15 protein-coding genes are annotated in these 21,929 nt (G+C 68.4%); 8 read left to right on the plus strand and 7 right to left on the minus strand.

All coding sequences use genetic code 11. The features are described 5' to 3' along the window. Positions 1–96 precede the first annotated feature (96 nt). Positions 97–1,269, plus strand: a complete 1,173-nt coding sequence (locus ACIP5Y_RS42070) for an FAD-dependent monooxygenase (RefSeq protein ID WP_400358798.1) — start codon at positions 97–99, stop codon at positions 1,267–1,269. 123 nt (positions 1,270–1,392) lie between these two features. Here ACIP5Y_RS42070 and ACIP5Y_RS42075 read toward each other — a convergent pair whose 3' ends face one another. Beyond that, positions 1,393–1,947: an NADAR family protein gene (locus tag ACIP5Y_RS42075; RefSeq protein ID WP_400358800.1), complete on the minus strand. Its 555-nt coding sequence runs from the start codon at positions 1,945–1,947 to the stop codon at positions 1,393–1,395. 313 nt (positions 1,948–2,260) lie between these two features. Further along, complete coding sequence (locus tag ACIP5Y_RS42080) at positions 2,261–3,475, minus strand: hypothetical protein (protein WP_400358802.1); 1,215 nt, start codon at positions 3,473–3,475, stop codon at positions 2,261–2,263. Positions 3,476–3,563: 88 nt separating this feature from the next. Here ACIP5Y_RS42080 and ACIP5Y_RS42085 point away from each other — a divergent pair, with 88 nt between their 5' ends. Together ACIP5Y_RS42085 and ACIP5Y_RS42090 are read left to right on the plus strand one after the other, a co-directional pair. Next, positions 3,564–4,823 (plus strand): FAD-dependent oxidoreductase, encoded by a 1,260-nt coding sequence (locus tag ACIP5Y_RS42085; RefSeq protein WP_400358804.1) that lies wholly within the window; start codon positions 3,564–3,566, stop codon positions 4,821–4,823. A 123-nt stretch (positions 4,824–4,946) separates the two neighbouring features. Further along, positions 4,947–5,777, plus strand: a complete 831-nt coding sequence (locus tag ACIP5Y_RS42090) for an SDR family NAD(P)-dependent oxidoreductase (protein WP_400358806.1) — start codon at positions 4,947–4,949, stop codon at positions 5,775–5,777. 157 nt (positions 5,778–5,934) lie between these two features. On the opposite strand, the gene ACIP5Y_RS42095 is transcribed toward ACIP5Y_RS42090, so the two are convergent. Continuing rightward, entirely contained in the window at positions 5,935–6,351 is a 417-nt protein-coding gene (locus ACIP5Y_RS42095) for a cytochrome c oxidase subunit 4 (protein ID WP_400358808.1), read from the minus strand. A gap of 13 nt (positions 6,352–6,364) precedes the next feature. Beyond that, positions 6,365–7,360, minus strand: a complete 996-nt coding sequence (locus tag ACIP5Y_RS42100; protein ID WP_400359014.1) for a cytochrome c oxidase subunit II — start codon at positions 7,358–7,360, stop codon at positions 6,365–6,367. Between the two features lie 408 nt (positions 7,361–7,768). Here ACIP5Y_RS42100 and asnB point away from each other — a divergent pair, with 408 nt between their 5' ends. Further along, positions 7,769–9,736: an asparagine synthase (glutamine-hydrolyzing) gene (gene asnB, locus ACIP5Y_RS42105; protein ID WP_400358810.1), complete on the plus strand. Its 1,968-nt coding sequence runs from the start codon at positions 7,769–7,771 to the stop codon at positions 9,734–9,736. A gap of 51 nt (positions 9,737–9,787) precedes the next feature. Here the strand turns inward: asnB and ACIP5Y_RS42110 are convergent, their stop codons facing one another. Then, positions 9,788–11,842 carry a sigma-54-dependent Fis family transcriptional regulator gene (locus ACIP5Y_RS42110; RefSeq protein ID WP_400358812.1) on the minus strand — a complete coding sequence of 685 codons (2,055 nt, stop codon included), beginning with the start codon at positions 11,840–11,842 and terminating at the stop codon, positions 9,788–9,790. 551 nt (positions 11,843–12,393) lie between these two features. On the opposite strand from ACIP5Y_RS42110, the gene ACIP5Y_RS42115 reads away from it, so the two are divergent. From ACIP5Y_RS42115 to ACIP5Y_RS42125, 3 genes are read left to right on the plus strand one after another with little or no spacing between them, the layout of a single operon-like run. Beyond that, positions 12,394–14,955: a hypothetical protein gene (locus tag ACIP5Y_RS42115; protein ID WP_400358814.1), complete on the plus strand. Its 2,562-nt coding sequence runs from the start codon at positions 12,394–12,396 to the stop codon at positions 14,953–14,955. Between the two features lie 33 nt (positions 14,956–14,988). Beyond that, positions 14,989–15,405, plus strand: a complete 417-nt coding sequence (locus ACIP5Y_RS42120) for a hypothetical protein (RefSeq protein WP_400358816.1) — start codon at positions 14,989–14,991, stop codon at positions 15,403–15,405. Further along, entirely contained in the window at positions 15,402–17,957 is a 2,556-nt protein-coding gene (locus tag ACIP5Y_RS42125) for an Hsp70 family protein (protein ID WP_400358818.1), read from the plus strand. The genes ACIP5Y_RS42120 and ACIP5Y_RS42125 overlap by 4 nt, the downstream gene beginning before the upstream one ends. A 62-nt stretch (positions 17,958–18,019) precedes the next feature. Here the strand turns inward: ACIP5Y_RS42125 and ACIP5Y_RS42130 are convergent, their stop codons facing one another. Continuing rightward, the gene (locus tag ACIP5Y_RS42130) at positions 18,020–19,444 is read right to left on the minus strand and encodes a S1 family peptidase (protein WP_400358820.1); all 1,425 of its coding nucleotides are present in this window, start codon (positions 19,442–19,444) and stop codon (positions 18,020–18,022) included. 228 nt (positions 19,445–19,672) lie between these two features. Between ACIP5Y_RS42130 and ACIP5Y_RS42135 the strand changes: the two genes are divergently transcribed. Continuing rightward, a complete protein-coding gene (locus ACIP5Y_RS42135) occupies positions 19,673–21,130 on the plus strand; it encodes an AIM24 family protein (RefSeq protein ID WP_400358821.1) in 1,458 nt (485 codons plus the stop codon). 80 nt (positions 21,131–21,210) lie between these two features. Here the strand turns inward: ACIP5Y_RS42135 and ACIP5Y_RS42140 are convergent, their stop codons facing one another. Further along, positions 21,211–21,873: a methionine ABC transporter permease gene (locus ACIP5Y_RS42140; protein ID WP_400359016.1), complete on the minus strand. Its 663-nt coding sequence runs from the start codon at positions 21,871–21,873 to the stop codon at positions 21,211–21,213. Positions 21,874–21,929: the final 56 nt, after the last annotated feature.

Genomic DNA, 21,929 nt, shown 5'->3' on the forward strand with positions numbered 1-21,929 from the left:
TGTTGGCCAACAAGTGTTGACATGCCTGCGACCGGGGCTTACCTTTAAGTCAACAGCCGTTGGCCAACAAAGGTTGGCCGAACTGGAGGAGTCGTCATGAACGCCGTTCCCGCCACCGCATCGGTCGTCATCGTGGGCGCCGGCCCCGCCGGCCTGACCGCGGGCATCACCCTCGCCGACGCGGGCGTCGATGTGGTGCTGCTGGACAAGGTCGCCGAGGGCGCCAACACTTCTCGCGCCGTCGTCATCCACGCCCGCACCCTGGAAGTACTGGAAACCCTCGGCCTCGCCGACACCATTCACGATCAGGGCCTGGTGGTCCCGACCTTCGTCCTGTACGACGGCGACCGCGCCCTGACCCACATCTCCTTCGCCGGACTGCCGACCAAGTACCCCTACACCGTCATGATCGGCCAGCAGCACACCGAGGCCATCCTGCTGGCCCGCCTGGAGAAGGCGGGCGGAAAGGTGCTGCGCCCCTACGAGGTCACCGGCCTCACCCAGGACGACACCGCCGTCACCCTCGCCTACACCGCCGCCGACGGCACCGCGGGCAGCATCCGCGCCGACTATGTCATCGGCGCCGACGGCATGCACAGCAATATCCGCGAGGCCGCGGGCATCGGCTTCACCGGCGCCACCTACCCCGAATCCTTCGTCCTCGCCGACATCCGCATGAACTGGCCCGATCCGCGCGACAAGGTATCCCTGCACCTGTCCCCCGAGGGCGCCACCATCGTCGCGCCGCTGCCCGACGACCAGAACGCCCGCTACCGCGTGGTCGCCACCGTCGCCGAGGCCGCGGAGAAGCCCACCCTCGAAGACGTGCAGGCCATCCTCGACGCCCGCCGCCCCAACTCCGGCGCCACGGTCCGGGAAGTGTTGTGGTCCAGCCGCTTCCGCGTCCACCACCGCCTCGCCGACCACTACCGCGCGGGCCGCGTCTTCGTGGCCGGCGACGCCGCCCACGTACACAGCCCCGCCGGCGGCCAGGGCATGAACACCGGCATCCAGGACGCGGCCTTCCTCGGCGCCCTCCTGGCCCGCGTCCGGGCCGGCGAGCCGGACTCCATCCTCGACACCTACGAATCCGTCCGCCGCCCAGTGGCCCAGGGCGTCGTCTCCTTCACCGACCGCATGACCCGCATGGCCACCCTCTCCAACCCGATAGCCCGCGAGGCCCGAAACCTGCTGATCAGCACGATCACCCAGATCGGTGCGGTCAACCACAAACTGGCCTACGAGCTCTCCGAGCTCGCCAACCGCTGAGCCCCCGAGATCGAGCAGATCCGAAAGAAACGCGACCAGAACATCAGCGAGGGGAAACAGGCAAAATCCCCCGCTGATGTTCTGGTCGTGCGCTTTTCACTCTGCCTGTGGCGCCGGGGGCCGCTACAGGTGCCGGGCGGGGGCCAGCGCGGAGCGGGCGTCCATGAGGGCGAAGCCGAGTAGGTTCTCACCGCGCCAACGGGCGGGATCGGTGGCCGCCGGGTTTTCCGCGCCGAGGCCGATGCCCCAGATGGTGTCGCGGGGAGCGGCTTCCACCAGCACCTGGTCGGCGGTGGCCAGCAGGAAGTCTCGAAGCTCCTCGTGCTGGCCGAATTTCGCAATACTCCCGCGCATGACGATGTCGAAGCGATGCGCGACCCAGGTCTCCTGGTCGAACCCGCGCACCTCCCGGCCGAGCCGCTTGGCATCCGCCGGGGTCACGGTGGCGAGCACCCGCGCACGGATCTCCTCATCCCCGAACAGCCGCGCCTTCTCGCCCATCATGAAATGCTCTGCGCTGCCGTAGGTCTGGCCGTCCACCGTGAATTCCACCGGCCACCACTGGCTGAACACCCACTTCCCCACCGCCACCCCCGGCGTCGGGGTATGCCCCCAGAAGAAGAGGAACTCCGGCCTGTCCCCCGCCGCCATGTCCGCTGTCAATTGCGCCCTGTCCACGCGCCCGACCTTAACCCACCGATACGACACAATCGCGTCCAATATCCGCCGCGCCGCCCGACCCGCCGACACCCATCCCCACCAGGCCCGATCCCCCGAAACCTCGCACCCCAACTCCGCCGACGCGGACACGGCACCGGCACCGGCACCGGCGCACCGCCGTGCATGAGTATCGGCCCCTAGGCCCAATCGACGCGGGTGCTCGACCGCCGGTCAGGCAGCGGAGGGTCGATCACCGGCCAGGGGCGTTGCGAGAGCCGATCGTCGGCCGGGGCAGCGCGAGAGACAGCCGTCGACCAAGACAGCGCGGGGATCAGTCGTCGGTCAGGGCGGCCAGGGTGCGGAGGCGGGCCATTACGGCGTCGGCGGGATGGCCGGGGACCAGATACCGGGGCGGGTCGAAGCCCGGGGCCAAGGGCAGATCGACGTATTCGCCCACGTCTTCCCAAGCGAGCCGCAGGGTTTCGCCGTCATCGTTCACGAAGACGATGAAATCGGCCTTGGGCAGCAGGGCCGGGGCGCCCGCCGGCCACGGGGTCATGGTGTGTTCGATGCCGTTCGGCCCGCGGACGTGCAGCAGGGCGCTGGCCACCGCCTCGACTTCTGCGTCCGCGCGCAGCATCTCGGTCTGCGGGCCGTACACGGCCACCGCGAGTTTCGCCTCGGCATGCCGCAGCGCGGGCCATACCGGATGGTTTCTCGGCACTCGATACGGCACCAGCGCACCGTCGTCGTCCACCGTGTACGGCAGCGGCGACAGCGGCCGCAGCGCATCGTCGTAGCGCTGGTCCGCCACGGCCAGTAGCGAATTCACCAGCTCGTCGGTGGCCCCGATCGTGATGAACATCCCCAGATGACCGTTCAGGAAGACCAGGGCCTGCGCACCCGTACGGGCGCCCGCGCCCGCCAGCCAGCCCGGAATCAGCGGCAGCGATCCCACATAGGTATCGCCGTCATCGTCCGGATACTCCAGTACCTGCGTCCGCTCGGACGGTTCGAACACCGCCATGGTGTTCATGGCCAGTTCGGTGAGATTGCCGTGCGCCGTGGCGAATACCTGATCGACGTCCACTTCCCAGCGCCGCAGATCGAAGATGGTGACGAACCGGATGGTCGTCGGCATGTCCACCACGACCATCTCGTTCAGATACGGCACCGCCGGCCGCCCGAGCACCACATCCTGCCCCTGGAATTCGCCGAGACCGACCCGGGCCGGCCCCGCCTGCCGCAGCACCGGCCGCAGCCGGGGTTCCGCGTACTCCCAGCTGTCCGGGCTCAGCCCCGCCGCGACCGGCTCCAGTAGTTCGGAGACAGCCTGTTCCAGTTCCGGTCCGATCTCCCCGTCGAAGCGCCGGAAGAGGATGTCCAAGCTGAGTGTGGCCAGCGCACTGCCGCAGCGATAGGTGATTTCGTACGAATCCGGGTCGTACTCCGCGGCATCGACCCCCTCGAATGCCCGCACCCGCGCCAGAATGTGCCTGCCGAACCGATCCCGCGGCGAACCGAAGATCCTCCCCATGAAGCTCACTTTGCGGACTATACGGCCGAAAGAGTGGTAGTGGGACGGTCGTCCGAGTACGAGCACAACGGGCCCGACTGTGGAAAGCTGTAGCGCCATGAGCACGCCCGTCTCCACCCTGCCCGAAGAATTCCTCCCCCGCGATACCGCGGATGTGGTTCGGACCGTTCGGGATTCGCGAAGTTCGACGAAACCCCTGATCATCCGGGGTGGCGAGCGGCCGGAGGACGATCTCGGGCTGCCGGATCAGGGCGCGGTCCTCAGCATGCGGAAGATGAACCGGGTGCAGGTGGTCGACGCGGACGCGCGCACGGTGCGCGTGCAGGCGGGCGCGCGACTGTCGGATATCGACCGGACCCTCGGCGCGCACGGGCTCGGGCTGCCCATTGTCGGCGACCACCGGGAGATCACGGCGGGGGGATTCGCGGCAGTGGGCGGGCTGTCGGCAGCTTCGCACCGTTTCGGCATGTTCAGCGACAATGTGGTGGAGCTCGAATACGTCGATCAGGACGGACGTTTCGGGACCTGCGGGCGGCATCATCACACCGAGCGGTTCCGGCGGATCCTGGGCGGCGGCGGGCGGACCGGCATCATCACCGCGCTGACGCTCGAGGTGACCGATGTGGACAAGGACCGCACCTGGCTCACCACGGACGCGCATCGGTTCCTGGATTTCGATACCTGGGTGGAGCACTCCTACAAGGAGATTCAGTCGCCGGGTGACGCCATGCTGCAGGTGGGCCGCTGGGTGGATACCGCACCCCTGAAAGTCGCCCGACCGGTCGGTACGGGCACCGTGCAGCTCGGCACCGTCCGCTTCGGCCAATGGTCCAGCCTGCACCCCACCACCCCCAACCTCTCCCTGCGCGCCCGCCGCGAAGTCGGCGCCCGCGCCCGGAAATCGCTGGGCGCCATCGCCGCATCCGCGGGCGGCCGCGCCGGCATGCCCGTCCGCAATGCCGCCGCGGGCGCGCTGATGTTCGCTCCGAAGGTGCTGACACTGCGCGACGCGGAGTATCTGGCCGATACGGTCATCAGCTCGTCGGAGCGCGGACCGGCCTACCGCGTCTCGGTTTTCGCACCCCTGTCGAACTACGCACGGGTCTTCCACGGCCTGCACGACCTGTTCTCCGGGCACCGCGAACGCACCGGCTGCTTCACCGTCATGTCCGCCATGACCTACGGCGTGCGGTCGCGCTACCTGCGGGAACTCGATAGTGAGGACCACGGCTTCATCACCTTCACCTGCCGGCTGCGCCCGGCCGCGCTGCCCTCGGAACTGTTGCGCGACATCGTGTCCGGAATCGACGAGATCTGCGTCTCGGAACGCGCCCGGCGCTATGACCCGACCGATTAGAATGTGTTCCGCCGCACCTCCAGCAACCGGTTAGCAGCCGGGAAAGTGCGGCGGCTTCGGCACTGTCGGCGGGGTGCCGGTGCATGGTTCATGCTCAATCCTCAGATGAAGGTTGCTTGTCCCATGATCGAATTCCGTGCTGCCCGCCGTCCCCGCACCGCCGTGACCAGCGGCTCCACCCGAGCCGAGGCGCCCGAATCCCTTGCGGCCAAACGCGTCGTCGTCACCGACGCCTGCTCCGATATCGGCCGCGCCACCGTCCGGCTGCTCGCCCTGCACGGCGCCGAAGTGATTCTGGTGGCGCGCAACGGGAGTGAGCTCGTCGAGGAATGCGCCCAGATCATCGAGGCCGGGGGCCGCGCGCACTGGTTCCGGTGCGATCTGTCCGCGCTCGGCGATGTGGATCAACTGGTCGAGTATCTGCTCACCGATTTCGACAGCATCCACGTGCTGGTCAACAATGCCGGACGACCCTCCCGTCGGCCCGTGCTGCAATCCCTGGATCGCTTCCGCGACTACCAGCGCATGATGGCCACCAACTACTTCGGGCCACTGCGATTAACCTTGGGCCTGCTACCCGCGATGCTCGCCGGCGGATCCGGCCACGTCGTGAATGTCGGCCCTTGGAGCCCGACCACCGGTGCAGCCCCGAACTTCGCCTCCTACGCCAGTTCCCAAGCCGCCTGGACCACCTTCGGCCAATGCGCCGACGCCGAACTCGCTCCCCGCGGCATCCACGTCACCACCGTCCATTACCCGGCCTTCCGCATGGACGACACGGCCGACGCCGACTACTCCGAAAACCCGGTCCTCGACCCGGCCGAAGCCGCCCGCTGGATAGAAACCGCCATCCGCACCCGCCCCACCCACCTGCACCCCCGCATACCCCGCGCCCTCCTCGGCCTGACCGGCGTAAACCCCCGAATCCGCCTGAAACACGCCCTGGGCATCTAACCCGGTAACCCGCACCCCGACCCGACCGATGAGGGGAAAGCGGGGCCGCCCACCGGAGATGGGCGGCCCCGCTCTCTGACCTCTGCACCAGCAGCGGGCAAGGGGCAAAAGCAAAGCGCCCCACCCGAATTCGGGTGGGGCGCTTCGAGGTCCCAGCTCAGTGCTTTTCCGGGCCGAGGTGGTACTCGAACACCAGTCCGCCGGCGGCGAACAGGATGCAGACCACGCCGATGCCGATCAGCCAGAACTGGAAGAACGCCAGGCCGAGGGCGGTGATGGAACCCGCGCCGGCCAGCAGGATGGGCCAGAACGAACCGGGCGAGAAGAAGCCCAGATCGCCCGCGCCGTCCACGATCTCCGCCTCTTCGAAGTCCTCGGGACGCAGGTCCAGACGACGGGCGACGAAGCGGAAGTAGGTGGCCACGATCAGCGCCAGACCCGCCGAGAGCACGATGGCGGTGGTTCCCGCCCACTCGACGCCGGTCCGCGACTGGCCGGTGAAGTAGCCGTACACGACGGCCACGATCACGAAGAAGACCGTGATCAGTTCGAAGATGCGAGCTTCGACCTTCATGTCAGTTCATCCCTCACTTGACTTCGGAGGCGAGTTCGTTGCCGCGCGCATCACGCTTGGTGTTGAACGGGTGAGTGGTGGTGGCTACCGGCGACTGTCCGATGCTGGCCAGCGCGTCGGCGTTGGTCATGCCGCCCTGCCGCGCCTTCAGGTACTTCTCGAAGTCGGCCGGTGAAACCGCGCGGACCTCGAAGTTCATCATCGAGTGGAAAGTACCGCACATCTCCGCGCAGCGGCCGACGAAGGCGCCGGTCTTCTCGATCTTGGTGATCTGGAAGACGTTGTCCGAGTGGTTCTGCTTCGGGTTCGGCATGACGTCGCGCTTGAACAGGAACTCCGGCACCCAGAAGGAGTGGATGACGTCCGCGGCGGCCAGCTGGAACTCGATGTTCTTACCGGTCGGCAGCACCAGCACCGGGATCTCGGTGGAGGTACCGACGGTCTCGACCTTGTCGTAGTTCAGGTACGAGATGTCATTGGCGGGCAGACCGTTGTTCGGGCCCGGCTGCGGGTGCCCGTCCTTGGTGCGCTCCTTGTACTCATCCTGGATCTGGGTGTTCATGTCCTGGCGAGCGTGGTCGACGCCGTCGTAGACGGTGCCGTCGCTCAGCACGACGTGCTGGTACCCGAACTTCCAGTTCCACTGGAAGGCGGTCACGTCGACCGTGACATCCGGGTTGGACACCTTGTCCATCACGTAGTTCTGGACGACCACGGTGAAGTAGAACAGCACCGCGATGATCACGAACGGGATGGCCGTGTAGCTCAGCTCGAGCGGCACGTTGTAACCGGTCTGCCGCGGGAACTCCGGGGAGTTCGGCTTCTTGCGGTGGAAGATGATGGTCCAGAAGGTCAGACCCCAGACCAGCACGCCCATCGCGAGCGCGGCCAGGACGGACCACGTCCACAGCTCGCGCATCCGGGTGGCCTGCGGGGTGACGCCCGAGGGCCAACCGAACCGAAGCCACGGGTTGTCGATCGAGCAGCCGGAGACGAGCATCGCGGTCATCCCGAGGGACACCGCCAGCCCGGCCCGACGAAGGATGCGGCCCCGCCGACCCCGGGCGGGTCGTGCCCCTATCGCTTCGCTCGCCTTGTGCGCCACACTCAACGCCTTCCTGGTCGTCATTCCGACTCCGCGCCACCCGGACCCGCTTCTGCCGGATGACACATGTTCAGCACGTATCAGGGACCTCAGGGTGAGGCGCGCGAACGCGCCACAGCACCTGAGAGTTTCCCAAGTACTACGGAGCGTAGACCAAACCAGCCTCCACGTTGTGATCGGGTCGGGTTCGACACTCCGGAAACCTCATAACCCGTGGATAAGGGCTCCAGCGGCGCGATCAGCACGCGTGCGGCATACTCGGACAGGACGTTTCGTGCCCATCCCCGATTCCGGAAAGAGGATCTCGGCTCAGTGTGTGGACTGCTCGGTTTTCTGACAGCTGACACGGCTACTACCCCGGACGGGCGGACGGTCGAAGCGACCGCGGCACAGGTGTATGAAGCGCTGCACTGCCAGCGGCATCGCGGGCCCGATGAGAAGGGCACCTGGAACGACGAGCGGATGATCTTCGGATTCAACCGGTTGTCGATCATCGATATCGAGCATTCGCATCAGCCGCTGCGCTGGGGACCGCCGGAGAATCCCGAGCGGTACGCCATGACGTTCAACGGCGAGGTCTACAACTACCTCGAGTTGCGCGAGGAGCTGAAGACCGCGCACGCGGCCGAGTTCGGCGATCAGCCCATGTTCCGCACCGAGGGCGATACCGAGACCATCGCCGCCGCCTTCCACTACTGGGGCGCCAAGGCCGCGAGCCGGCTGCGCGGCATGTTCGCCATCGCCATCTGGGATACCGAGCTGAACAAACTGTTCATCGCGCGCGACCCGTTCGGCATCAAGCCGCTGTACCTGGCCACCGGCCCGGGCGGCACCGCCTTCTCCAGTGAGAAGAAAAGCCTGCTGGAACTGCTTCCTGCGCTGCGGCTCTCGGACGACCTGGACCCGCGCGCGCTGGAGCACTACACGGTGCTGCAGTACGTGCCCGAGGCCGAGACCCTGCACCGGGACATCCGCCGCCTCGAATCCGGTTGCTACGCCTGGATCGAGCCCGGCGAGGCGCCGCGCGTCACCCGCTACTTCAACCCGCAGTTCCGGGTGCGGCCGTTCACGGCGGGCTCGGAGCAGGCCCGGTACAAAGAGATCGCGGCGGCGCTGGAGGATTCGGTCGCCAAGCACATGCGCGCGGATGTGACCGTCGGCGCGTTCCTGTCCGGCGGCATCGACTCGACCGCGACGGCGGCGCTGGCCATCCGGCACAACCCGAACCTGCTCACCTTCACCTCCGCCTTCGAACGGCACGGCTACTCGGAGGCCGATGTGGCCGCCGAGACCGCGGCGGCCATCGGCGCCAAGCACATCGTGCGGATGGTGAGCCCGGAGGAGTACGCGGCCGCCATCCCCGAAATCGTCTGGTATCTGGACGAACCCGTGGCCGACCCGGCGCTGGTGCCGCTGTACTTCGTGGCCAAGGAGGCCCGCAAGCACGTCAAGGTGGTGCTCTCCGGTGAGGGCGCGGACGAGCTGTTCGGCGGCTACACCATCTACCGGGAGCCGTTGTCGCTCAAGCCCTTCGAATACCTGCCGCGGGGTGTGCGCAAGCTGGCGGGCCTGCTGTCGGACCGGATCCCGGAGGGCACTCGCGGTAAGAGCCTGCTGCACCGCGGCTCGCTCACCCTGGAGGAGCGCTACTACGGCAATGCGCGCAGCTTCAACGACGCCCAATTGCGTTCCGTGCTGCGCGATTTCCGCCCCGAGTGGACGCACCGGGACGTGACCGGACCCATCTACGCCATGCAGGGCCGCGACTGGGATCCGGTGGCGCGCATGCAGCACCTGGACCTGTTCACCTGGCTGCGCGGCGACATCCTGGTCAAGGCCGACAAGGTAACCATGGCCAACTCGCTGGAACTGCGCGTCCCGTTCCTGGATGCCGAGGTCTTCAAGGTCGCCGAGCAGATCCCGGTCGAGCAGAAGATCACCAAGGAGACCACCAAGTACGCGCTGCGCCGGGCGCTGGAGGACATCGTCCCCGCGCACGTCCTGCACCGCGCCAAGCTCGGTTTCCCGGTCCCCCTGCGGCATTGGCTGCGCGGCCCCGAACTCTACGACTGGGCCCGCGCCCAGATCACCGAATCCGGCACCGACCACCTCCTCAACAAGCCCGCCATCCTGGCCATGCTGGAGGAGCACCGCACCGGCCCGCTCGATCACAGCCGCCGCCTGTGGACGCTGCTGATCTTCATGATCTGGCACGGCATCTTCGTCGAGAACCGCATCAAGCCCGAAATCCAGGAACCGGTCTACCCGGTCAACCTGTAGCCCAGCGCTTCCGGCGGCCGCACTCTCCAATGAGGGTGCGGCCGTTCCCGTTCAGTTGGCCGGCCGGATCCCGTAGGCCTGAATCTTCCGGTACAACGAGGACCGCGCGATCCCGAGATGCCGCGCCGCCTCCCGCCGATTTCCGCCCGTCTGCACCAGCGCCCGCACGATAGCGGTCCTTTCGGCAGCCTCGATAGGCGTCAAACTCCGATTGGCCGACCCGAAACAGGTCTCCGGCAAATCACTCTCCCGCAGATCCCCCGCCGGCCGCCGGCCCAACGCCACCCGCAACGCATCCCGCAACTCCGCCACATTCCCCGGCCACTCATACCCCAGCAACACCCGCAGCACCGCCGGCGAACACTCCACCGTCCGCCGCGGCGCCAGCACCCGCAGCAAATGCGGCACCAACTGCCGCAGATCATCGATCCGATACCGCAACGCCGGCACACTCACCCCCGCCCCGAAATGCCGCAACACCGCGTCCAGGTCACCCTGCCGAGCACCCTCCCGGGCCGAAATCTCTACCCCGGCAACTCGATCGTCCTCGGCGGCGCCGGTCTCCGCCGCACCCACTGCCCCGACATGCGAGCCATCGACCGCGGCAGCGGTGTTCGCCACAGCCGCCATCGGCACGAGCCTCTCTCCGACGACAGCGCCGGCCGCCATCGTGGCGCGCTGATCGTCCACGCCGGCACCAGTTTTCGCGGCCGGTACCTGCACATCGTGTCGATCGTCCTGGGCGGTGCCGATATTCGCGGCGGCAGCGGCTCCGGCGCGCAGGTCGTCCACGGCGGTGACGGTGTTGGCGACGGTGGCGGCGAGCCAGCCGCCGGGTGGGCGGGATTCCAGCCAGTCGTCGAGGTCGTCGAGGCGGTTCGCGGGGAGTTCGTCGAGGTGGGTCAGGACGATGGTGGGTTGGCGGTCGGCGTCGGGGAGGTTGCGGAGGCGGGTCACGGTGTCCGGGGTGCGGCAGTCCATGACGACGAGGGGGCGGCCGGGGTGGGCGCGGCGGTGGGCGGCGGCGATGACGGACAGTTTGCCTACGCCGGGTTCGCCGGTGACCACGACCGCGGTGCCGGTGCGGGCGGCCGCCAGCACCTCGCCGCAGACCGCGCGCCAGACCGAGGATGCGCCGGGCACTTCCGGCATGCCGGTGGGGCGGGGGGTGGTCCGGGTGGCGGGCTCGCGGGCGCTGAGGTCGACGCGCAGGACCACGCCGACCACGTCGCCGCCGGCCAGGACCGGGTCGGGGCGGACGCGGGCGCGGCGGCCGGTGGGGAGTTCGACGTCGAGCATCATGCTTTCGCGGACGCCGGCCAGGCCGGTGGCGATCTCGCGGAGGAAGGCCTTCTCCTGCGGGCTCAGTTCCTCGTTGGCGCGGGTGTCGCTCATGAAGACGTCACCGGCCAGCGACAACACCGGTCCGCGAGCATTGCGGCTGACGCGCAGGAATCGGTCCAGCACCGCGCGCTGCCGCACCGAGCCGCTGGCCTGCAGCGCGGCCTCGATATTGCGGGCCGCCTGCTGGGCGAGCGAGTGCATGAAGGTGCTCGCGTCCTTGGCCAGGCAGCTGAGATCCAGTACGCCCTGCACGGATCCGGTCAGCGGATCGCGAACGGGCGCGCCGGCGCACGCGAAAATGGTGATGTTCTCGGCGAAATGCTCGGGCCCGCGGATGAAGATGGCCCGCCCGGAGGCCAGTGCGGTGCCGATTCCATTGGTGCCCACCGCTTCCTCGGCGTAGGAGAAGCCGGGCGCCAGGAACACATTGTCGAACCGCCCGCCCAGTCCGCGCTGATTGTCGCGGCGGATGAGCACCCGCGAATTCTGGTCGGTGAGCAGGATACTCACCGGAATATCGCTCAATTCCTGTGCCAGCCGGTCGATCACGGGCTGCGCGCAGTGCACGAACCTGGTCTGCAGGTCGATATCGCCGACATACCCGCGATCCAGCACATTGGCGACGTCATTGACCCCCGCGTCGCGGGACCGCCGCCAGGACGCCGACACCACGCCGGACACCGCGTCCACGGGCAGCTGCCCCACTGTCAGGAAATTCTCGCGTGCCAGTTCGACCCGGTCGATGTCATGGGTCCGGTTCACGAGCGCTCCTCTCCGTCCGGCTCCGATATCCGTCGAATATCGAGTGTCCCAAAGTGGGACATCGAGATCGAGCCGTTCTGGCCAGACTGAATGCACCAACGACCGCGACCATGGCCGCTGATGGATACGTGCCCCACGCCGTGGCGCTTGTTGGAAACGCCCACCCGCCCCGGCCTTCGGGCGACACCGTGGTCGCCCGAAAGCCACCGCCCAAGGCTGCTTCGGGCCGGGGCCGGTGGTGCATACCCCTTCCCACCCTCACAGTGTGGGCTTGGCGGACTCACAGCTTCGGATTAGTCTCGGGTCTGATCTGGGGTGGAGTACTGCGGCGGTCTGCCCCTGGGAGTGGAGGTCGCAGTGCACGGCAGGAGTTCGGGGTGAAGTGGCGCCGGTCACGGGGCGAGGACGGGCGTGGCGAAACGCCAGGCGCCAGTGGGTCTGCCGAATCGGATTCGAGCGGGACGGCCGCAACGGTTGCTCCGCAACCGCGCATCGCACCGATCGGTGCGGTGACATCGCCGGTGTGGGGGAAATTCCAGGAACGACTCGCCGTGGCCGACACTGCGGCGGATCCGGCCGAGCGCGCACAACTGATCGTCAAGGCGATACACGAGTTCCTCGCGCTCGGTGAGGATCACGAATTCCGCGCCGGGCGCACCGTATTGCAGGAGCGCACCGCACAGGTCGCCACCGTGGACCCGGATGCGGCCGTCCGCCTGGTAGGCCGACTGAACGGCTGGATCGGCGTCGACGAAACCACCACCCGATCCGCCTACGCCGCGTGGCTGCAACGGCCGAATCCCGCATCGTTCGCCGAAACCTGGTCCGCCACCGGCGAACTGCTCGACGCGGATCCGGAACTCGCGACCTGGCTGTGCAATACGGTCCGGGCAGGCGAGCCCTCACCGGAATTCACCCAGCTGGCCCGCACCCATCTCGTCGACCTCGTCGACAGCGATTTCACCCGCTACGAATTCTCCGGCGCCACCTCGCCGGTCTGGATGATGCTCTACGCCCTCGGCCCCGCCACCCGCCCGGACTGGTTCCTGCACTTCGGCGACCGAGCCGCCGCACGCGGCGACGACACCGAGGCCGCCCGCCGCTACGAATTCGCCGACCGCTTCGGCGGCGGCACCAAGGCCCGCGACCGCCTCCGCCACCTGCACGACCTCAGCGCGTACCACCGCCTCCGCCGCGGCCTCACGGCCCCCGCCGAACTGCAGAGCCCGGGCACCCCGAGCGCCTACCGCAACCTGGTCCTGGCCACCGCCGCCATAATCGACGGCCGACCCCCGACCGCGCCCCTGGCCGAGGTCACCCGGCACGGCGACACACCGATCCAGCCCTTCGCGAAGTTCCTCACCGCCCTCGCCCGCCTCCGCAGCGGCGACCGCGACACCGCGCAACGACAACTCCGCGACCTGCTGGACGCGCCCACGGACATCCGCCTGCCGGCGAGCGACACCGACCCGGCCGCCGGCAGCCCCGGCCCAGCGGCGAGCGAAAACGCCGCGGCGGCTACCGGTGCCGGCCCAGCGGCAACAGCCACCGAACCGGCGATCACCGCCACCAGCCCGGTCGAGAGTGCTACCGGCTCAGAGGCCGGCGGTATCGGCCTGTCGGATATCGGCCTCCAAGCCAATATTCGACTCATCCTCGGGACGTTGGACCATGACGATGCCCTCATCGCCGAGGGCGCGGGCATGCTGCTGCGCGGCTTTCGCGAACATTGGCCCAGCCATGCCATGGTCGACGCGGCGACGGTGCTGACCGCGGTATCCCGCGTCGATGCGACCTTGCTGCCCGCGCTGATCGGTGCGGCCGACTCCGAATTACACGGCGCTGGTGGTGAACTGGATGCGCTGCGCCTGAACACGGCCCGGACCTTTCTGTCCCGCGCGGCCCGGGCGGCGCTGTTCGCACGGTTCGAACAGACGCGAACGCTGCTGGAGCAGGCCGGCCAACTGCTCACCGGCGCGGATGGCGAGGCAGCGGATGAACTGCGGCAGACCGCGATTCGAATTGCCGACACCGCGCTCCGGCTGCGGACCACCTCGACCTCGGAGCGCCCGTTGGATCGGCTGGCGTTCGCCGCCCTCACCGAGGACGGCGCCGTCCAGCCCTGGACGCCGACCGCACTGCGACTCTGGCGGGACAACAACACCGGGGACGAGCCGGACCCGAACAGCCTGCATCATCTGGCCATTGCCGAGCACGCCCGCGCTTACCGGCTCGAAATCGACGGCGATGACGCGGCTTTCGAGCATTGGGGCCGCGCCCTCGCGGCCTGGGCTCGACTGCACGCCGACGACGCGTTCTGGGCCGGCCTGCGCACCCATCTCACCACGGTCAGTGCCGCCGCCACCCCGGACGAGGTGGCGATCGCGGTCGACGAGGCCCGCGGCGAATTGCCCGCACAGCTGCTGGAACTGCATATCGCCCGGATCTCCGAGCTGCGCCGCGAGCATTCGGGCAGGGCGAGAGCACATATGGAGCTCATCCGCGGCGCGCCGTTCGCCACGGCCGATATCGCACGGGCTCGTGCCCGGCTGGCGCGGGAAGCGGGCGGGCAGATCCGGCGACTGACCCGTGAGAACCACCTCGATCGCGCGCTGGCGGAGGTGCGGGCGTGGATCGAGATCGATCCCGACAATATTCCGCTCGCCGAGCAGGCACTCGATGTCGGCATCGAGTTCGTGGAGACCGCGCACCGGCAGCCCGAAGACGGCCGATGGGCCGAGCGCGCGCTGCCGGTCCTGGATCAGGTGGCGACGCTGGTGGAACCGATGCGCATCGCACTCGGCCTCACCGCCCGGCAGCTCACCACCGGTCACCGCCCGACCACCGATGAGCCGGACCGGCTGGCCTTCGCCGCCAAGCTGGCCCGCTACGAGTTCTGGCGCGGCAGCGCCGTGGTGTTGTCGACTTATCTGCGGGTGCGCCGCAACCCCTTCGAGGAGCGCACCGGATTCCGCACCGGCGCAGTCCATGTCAATACCGCGATCATGCTGGGGCTGCCCGGTCATGCCCCGTACGACCAGGCCCGGGTCCTGCTGGTGGACGCGGGGCGGCTGGAACGCCATATGCAGGGACAGTTCCTCGGATTCCTCTAGCCATTGGCCTCCTCTATCGAAATCGGAGCAGCAATGAACCTCTGGTCGTGGCGTGACCGTAATCCCTACTACGAGACGGCCTTCCAGGTCCTGGATGTCGACCCGACCGCCGACCGCGCCGCCACTCGCGCCCGCATCGCCGCCCGGCGCAAGCGGATCTCGTACGACGCCAAGCGTTTTCCGCTGTTCGGCGAGATCCTGACGGTCGCACAGGTGAACGAGGCCGAGGAGCAGCTCGCGACCCCGCGCGCCCGCATCGCGGCCGAGCTGATCACCCACCGCCCCGAACCGTCCGGCGACGATCTCGCGGACTTGAACAACCTGCTCGAATTGAGCCGAACCCTTTCCACCGCAACCGAAGCCCCCGCTCACGAGCCCGCGGCCGGCCTCGACTATCGGGTGCTGCTCGCCTTGCTGCCTGCCCCGACCGACCAGGAGCCCTCCGCATGAGCATCGTCGCCGGCATCGATCTGGGGACCACCAACTGCTGCATCGCCATTCCGGCCGATGCCGATATCCCGAACAAGCAGGAGCTCATCGACAGCCGTCGCCTGCGCCCGCTGGGCGGCGCGCTGCTGGTCGCCAATCCGGATCTCTCGCTGACCACTCCGTCGGCGGTGTGGATCGCCCCCGACGGCACGCCGCTGGTGGGCGCGCTCGCGAAACGTAAAGCGCGCCGGCCGGGTACGCCGCCGGCCATGTTCTTCAAACGGAATATGGGCACCGATCAGCCGGTCACGGCGGGCCATGCGACGCTGACCCCGCTGCAGGCGTCGGTGCATCTGCTGCGGCATCTCAAATCGGTGGCCGAGCAGGCGCTGGGCGTGCCGATCGACCGCGCCGTCATCACCGTCCCGGCCTACTTCGAGACCAGCGCCAAGACCCAGACCACGCAGGCGGGCGCGGCGGCCGGGCTGGAGGTGGCCGAAACCCTCATGGAACCGGTCGCGGCGGCGCTGGCGCATATGCACGAGAACGGCGGGTCCGCCGCGGAATCGCGCCGCTTCCTGGTCTACGACCTGGGCGGCGGCACCTTCGACACCTCGGTGGTGTCCTGGGATCCGGCGGACGGCTTCAGCAGCCGATCCTTCGACGGCGACCGCTATCTCGGCGGCTACGACTTCGACCAGGCCATCGTCGACTGGATGATCGCCCAGCTCCCCGCCTACGACCTGCGCGTGGAACCCGGCGACCCGGCCGACGCCGAACGACTGGCCCGCCTGCTGGCGCTGGCCGAGACCGCCAAACACGAACTGACCCGCGAGACCGAAACCGAGATCATCGATCAGGACCTCGAAGATCGCGCCGGCCTGCCCATGTCCGTCAACCTGCCGCTGAGCCGTCACGAGTTCAACCGGCTCATCGACGGTCATGTCCGCGGCACCCTGGACCGCTGCGCCGAGGCCCTGGGCAAGGCGCGGCTCGCCCTCGCGGATCTGGACGAGATCGTGCTGGTCGGCGGCTCGTCGCGGGTGCCGCTGGTGGCCGAGCTGCTGGCCGGACGCTTCGGGCTCACCCCGCGGCTGTTCCATCCGGAACTGGTGGTCGCGGTCGGCGCGGCCCTGAAGGCGGGCGGTCTGGCCACTCGCCGCAGCATCCTGGAGCTGGAAAACCTGGTGCCGGAAGGTGATTCGGTCGATATCGCGGGCCGGGTGCTGCGCGGGGAGATCGAGGCCGCGGAGCTGATGGTCGAGGTCCGGCCCGCCGGCGGGGAGGTGCTGCGCGAGCGCCTCGACGAGACCGGCACCTTCCTGTTCATCGAAGTGCCGCTGGGCGATACCGGCGAATGCACCGTCCGGGTGCTCGCCGACGGTGTGGAGATCGCCGCCGAACAGGTGGGGGTGCGCGTCGAATCCGGTCCGGCGGTACCGGATCTGGCCGGCGATATCCTCGCCCACGACTTCTCGGTGGAGCTGCTGGATCGGCAACTGTGCCGAGTCGTTAAGGCGGGCACCAAGATTCCGCACCGCGTCTTCCAGCGCCTGGAGACCGCGACCCGCGGCACCACCCTGGCCGTGCGCCTCTACGAGGGCTGGATCCCCATCGGCACCGTCCGCATCCGCGATCTGCCCGACGATCTGGAACCCGGCACCGCGGTCGAACTCACCCTCGAATTCGCGGTCGGCTGGACCATTCACGCCGCGGTCCGCATCCCGCACCTGGATCGCAGCGCCACCGCGGCCATCGAGATCCCGGTACGCGAGGTCGCCCCCTGGACCGAATTGCGTTCCCGCGCCGCCGCGGCCCGCACCGACTGGCGCCAAGCCGGCCGCGAAGTGCACCGCGCCGAGGCCGCCAAGGCCGAACCGGAAATCGAGACCCGCCTCGCCGCCCTCGACCCCCTGGTGGCCCGCACCCAGGACCAGGCCAAGGCCCACCACCTGCTGCTGGAGGTGGAAACCATCCTGCAGGGCCTGCTCAACAGCCGCGGCCCCGAAGACTACTTGGAACCCCCGCTCGCGGACTTCGAACGGAAGCTGGAATCCCTCGACGACCTCGTCCTGTACCTGCAACGCGTAGCGCCGGATCGCGCCCCCGCCTTCCGCATGCGCCGCGAGGCCCTCGAAACGGAAGGCCGCGACGCCTTCCAGGCCGGTGACTTCGTGGCTTGGCCCCGTGTCCACGAGAAACTCGAAGACCTCATCCAAGAGGCCATGGCCATCCCCGCCATCCGCGAAATCGTCATCATGCAACAGACGCCCAGCGCCCTCCGCGTCTGGCTCCGCGAGCGCATCGACGAGGTCGACGCCGCCATCCGCGCCAAATACGCCGACCTGCAATCGGATTCCCGCCTGGAACCCCAGGACCGCATCGGACTCCCCGCCCAGCGCGACGACTTCTTCGCCGAACTGGCCGCCATCTCCCTCGCGGTAGACGACGTGGACCCCCAGCGCCCCTCCGCCCCGGAACAGCTACGCAATATCTTCTACGACAAACTCCGCCCCCTGCAGCTCCGCATCGCCGGCTGGGGCCGCGAGGCCGGAATGCGCCGGTCCCCGTAGCGAATTCGGCCGCGGGGAGAGTGCAGCTGGGCCGAGCGAAGTTCGGTGGGCGCTGCGGCGGGTCAGCTCGTGCGGATCCGGAGTCCCGGGACAGCGGCGAGGACGGCGTCGATCGGCTGAGCGGTGATGGAACCGACGGGTGAGCAGGCGTCGGCGGAGGTGCTGGCGCTGACTATGCCGAGCGCCTTGGTGCCGGTCATGATCGAGCCGCCGCTGTCACCGTGCACGCCACAGGTGTTCACCCGGAAGAAGCCCTGGACGGTGACCTTGTCGGAGCGGCCCGGCAGGGTGCCGACCGAATAGGTGCGGCCGACCTCGAGGACCGTGCCGCAGGTGAATCCGGAGATGGAGCCGGATTTGCAGGCCGGTGCACCCAGCACGGGGGACGCGGTGCCGTCGATGTGCAGCGGTTCGGAGGCGGCGCCCAGCGGTACTCCCGGAGTCGCGGCCTCGGCCGCGGCCGCCTCACCACCGCTTCCGCTCGGCGCCAGATTCGTCTGGTCGTTGGAACCCACGCTGCCGCCGGCGGGTGCCGGTTTGCCGGAATCGCCACGAGTCTCGGTGGATACCAGGTTGTTCCGGAAGCGAGCCGCCTGCTCATCGCGTACGTGCACGATCGAGAAGTCGTGTGGCCCGAAGTTGGAGGTCTCGATGGTGCCGAGTTCTTCGCCTCGCTTGCCGTCGGAGTAGTCGTAGACCGGCTGCGGCCCCGAGCCTTTCAGGCTCGGGTCGAGGTTGGCCGGATCGCAGTGCCCGGCCGTGACGAACACCGTGCCCCCTTTGGCGTCGGTGCCGTTGAACGCCACCGAACAGCGCGCGGTCATACCGCGCACGTTGAACGCGAAGGCGCGGCCACCCAGGTAATCGCTGCCGGGCGCGCTGATCACCAGCGGCTGCACCCCGGTCGATTCCGGCGAGGGTCCCACCGACGGCTCCCCCGCGCTGACCACCCGCACCGGCCCCAGCTCCGGCGGCACGGGCGGCAGTTGCGGCGCGCCGGTGGCGTGCAGCACGACATCATTGTGTGCGACATCGATCCCGTCGCCGTAGACCGTCCTGGTGATATTCGCCGGCTGTCCACTGATCCAGCGCAGCACCGCATCCCGGCGCAGGTGCAGCGCCGTCTCACTGTAGGTCACGTCCTCGACGGTGAATCCGGCTCGCTCAGCGGCTTTTCCCGCATCGGCGCGGCTGCCGCCCTTCGCCAGGGCGACGATGGGGCGATCCCCGTCCATGCGGACGCCCGCGAACGAGTCGCGATACCCGACCCGCGCCACGGTTTCGAAATCCGCGAGGTGCGCGGCCTGCTCCGCGCGCGCCAGATAATGGGTCGCGTCGAGGCCGAGGTCACGAGAGATGGCGGCTGCCAGCGTCGCGGACAGATCCCCCTGCTGCGGTGCGGGATCCGCCGCCGCGACACCGCTACCGGCGGCCAGCAGCAGGCAGCACCCGTATGCGGTGTGACGAGCAGCCTTCGGGAATGCCATTCGCCGTCCTCCCAGGACACCGCACCAATGAGACCGATCGTTTTCCCGAAACGGACCTTAATCGCCCCGAGCCACTCCGATGACACCCCTCCAATTCCTGGGCGTGTCGGAAATGCGCTGGTCAACCGACCATTCACCGCCCACAGTGGCGATTTTCCCGATCTCAGGAGAGACTTCGGTCCGTGAACGCTTCCATCCGGAACTACATACAGCTGGAACGAGGAGCCGGTGACAACGCTCGCGCGCGGTGAAAACCGCCCCGCCCCGGGCGATCGAATGCTCATCACCGTGACTTCTGCTGCCCCACTCGACGTCTCGGCCCTCCTGCTGGGCCCCGACGGCAAGGTCCGCGCCGACGGCGACTTCATCTTCTTCAACCAACCCATCGGCCCCGGCGTCACCTACCGCAACGGTGCCGGCGGCCCCGACCTGGTCGACATCCGAACCAGCGCTCTCCCACCCGAAATCGACACGGTCATAGTCACCGCCAGCCTCGACGGCACCGGCCCCACCACCTTCGCCGCCGCCGGCCAGGTCACCGCCATCATCGAATCCGACACCGCCACACTGACTTTCCCCATGACCGGCCTGGCCACCGAAACAGCCGTCGTCGGCATAGAAATCTACCGCCGCGCCGACACCTGGAAAGTCCGCGCCGTAGGCCAGGGCTACGACGACGGCCTCACCGGCATCGCCACCGCCTTCGGCGTCAACATAGACGACGAACCCGAACCCATGGCATCCCGGACCGTCCCCGGAGCACACGAAACCTCGGCCACCCCGCCACCCCCGATCCATCCGCTGAACCCGCCGAATCCCAGTCCGGGGCAGGGCGACCCGCCCCCGGCGATCCCCGGCGCCCCGGTATATCCGCCGATGCCGCTTTCCAACCAGGTCGATCCGCCGGTCCCGCCGACTACGTTTACCCCGCAGCAAGGAGCCCAGCCGATGCAGAGCGACCTCTTCAGCCCAGCGCACGCCGAGGTCCGAGGCGCCGGGATCCAGAAGCAGAACGGCAAGATGATCCGGGTCGCGGTGAACGGTGAGGTCATGGCGCGCGCCGGATCGATGGTGGCGTACCAGGGCGACCTGAAGTTCCAGGCCCTGGGCGCGGGCGGGATCGGGCGGGCCATCCAGCAGCGGCTGACCGGCGAGGGCGTGCCACTCATGAAGGTGTCGGGGCGCGGAGACCTGTTCCTGGCCAACGGCGCCTCCGACGTGCACACCATCGACCTCGACGGAACCGACGGGCTGACCATCAACGGCGCGAACGTCCTCGCCTTCGACCCGAGCCTGCGCTACGACATCCGCCTCATGCAGGGCGCCGCCGGATACGCCTCCAATGCAGGGTTCTTCAACTGCGTGTTCGCCGGGCGCGGGCGCATCGCCATCATCACCCACGGACATCCGGTGGTGCTGAACGTCGATCAAGCCACCTATGCCGATCCGCAAGCGGCGGTGGCCTGGTCCTCCGGCTTGCAGACCGGCATCAAGCGCAATGATTCCTTCGGCTTCGGCCGCCTCATCGGCCGCAGCACCGGAGAGGGTCTGACCCTTGCCTTTTCGGGCCAGGGCTTCGTCGTAGTCCAGCCCTCGGAACAACCGCCGGGCGGCTTCCTCGGCGGCGAGGGCCGCGGGCAGCAAGCCGGCCAGAACGGCGGCATGCTCGGCGGCATCTTCGGCTAGGCAGGCATAGGGGCCGGACGCACCGGGCCCGACCGGAAATACGGCACGGGCCCGGAACCAGTGGTTCCGGGCCCGTCCCCTCAACGCCGCAATACCCTGCGGGCCAACCAGTTTCCGAGGAACTGGATGCCTTGTACCCCCGCGATGATGACCAGCGTCGCCACCAGGGTGACCTGCCAGTCGAATCGTTGATAGCCGTAGACCAGTGCGAAGTCGCCGAGACCGCCGCCGCCCACGGTGCCCGCCATGGCCGACATGTCGACGATGGCAATCACGACGAAGGTGTACCCGAGGACCAAGGGGCCCAGCGCTTCCGGGATCAGCAGGGTCAGAATGATGCGCAGCGGACCCGCGCCCATCGCGCGCGCCGCTTCGATCACACCCGGATCCACGGTCACCAGGTTCTGCTCGACAATGCGGGCAATGCCGAAGGAGGCGGCGACGATCATCACGAAGGCCGCCGCATCGGTGCCGATCGTGGTGCCGACGACCTTCAGCGTGACCGGCCCCAGCGCGGCCAGCAGGATGATGAACGGGATGGGGCGCACCACGTTCACCACCACGTTGAGCACCACATTGATCGGGGCATTGGCCAGTAGACCGCCCTTGCGGGTGGTGTACAGCGCGGTACCCAGCGCCAGGCCGATGATGCCGCCGACCACGAAGGTCAGGCCCACCAGGTAGATGGTGGTGCCGACGGCATCGCCCAGCACGGGCCGCAGCCGATCCCAGTCCGTGTGCACGGCCGCGTAATTCACCTCGGTTGCGCTCCACTTCACCTGTGCGGCCGTGTAATTCG

It is taken from the genome of Nocardia sp. NPDC088792, from assembly GCF_044750615.1.
Classification (GTDB): domain Bacteria; phylum Actinomycetota; class Actinomycetes; order Mycobacteriales; family Mycobacteriaceae; genus Nocardia.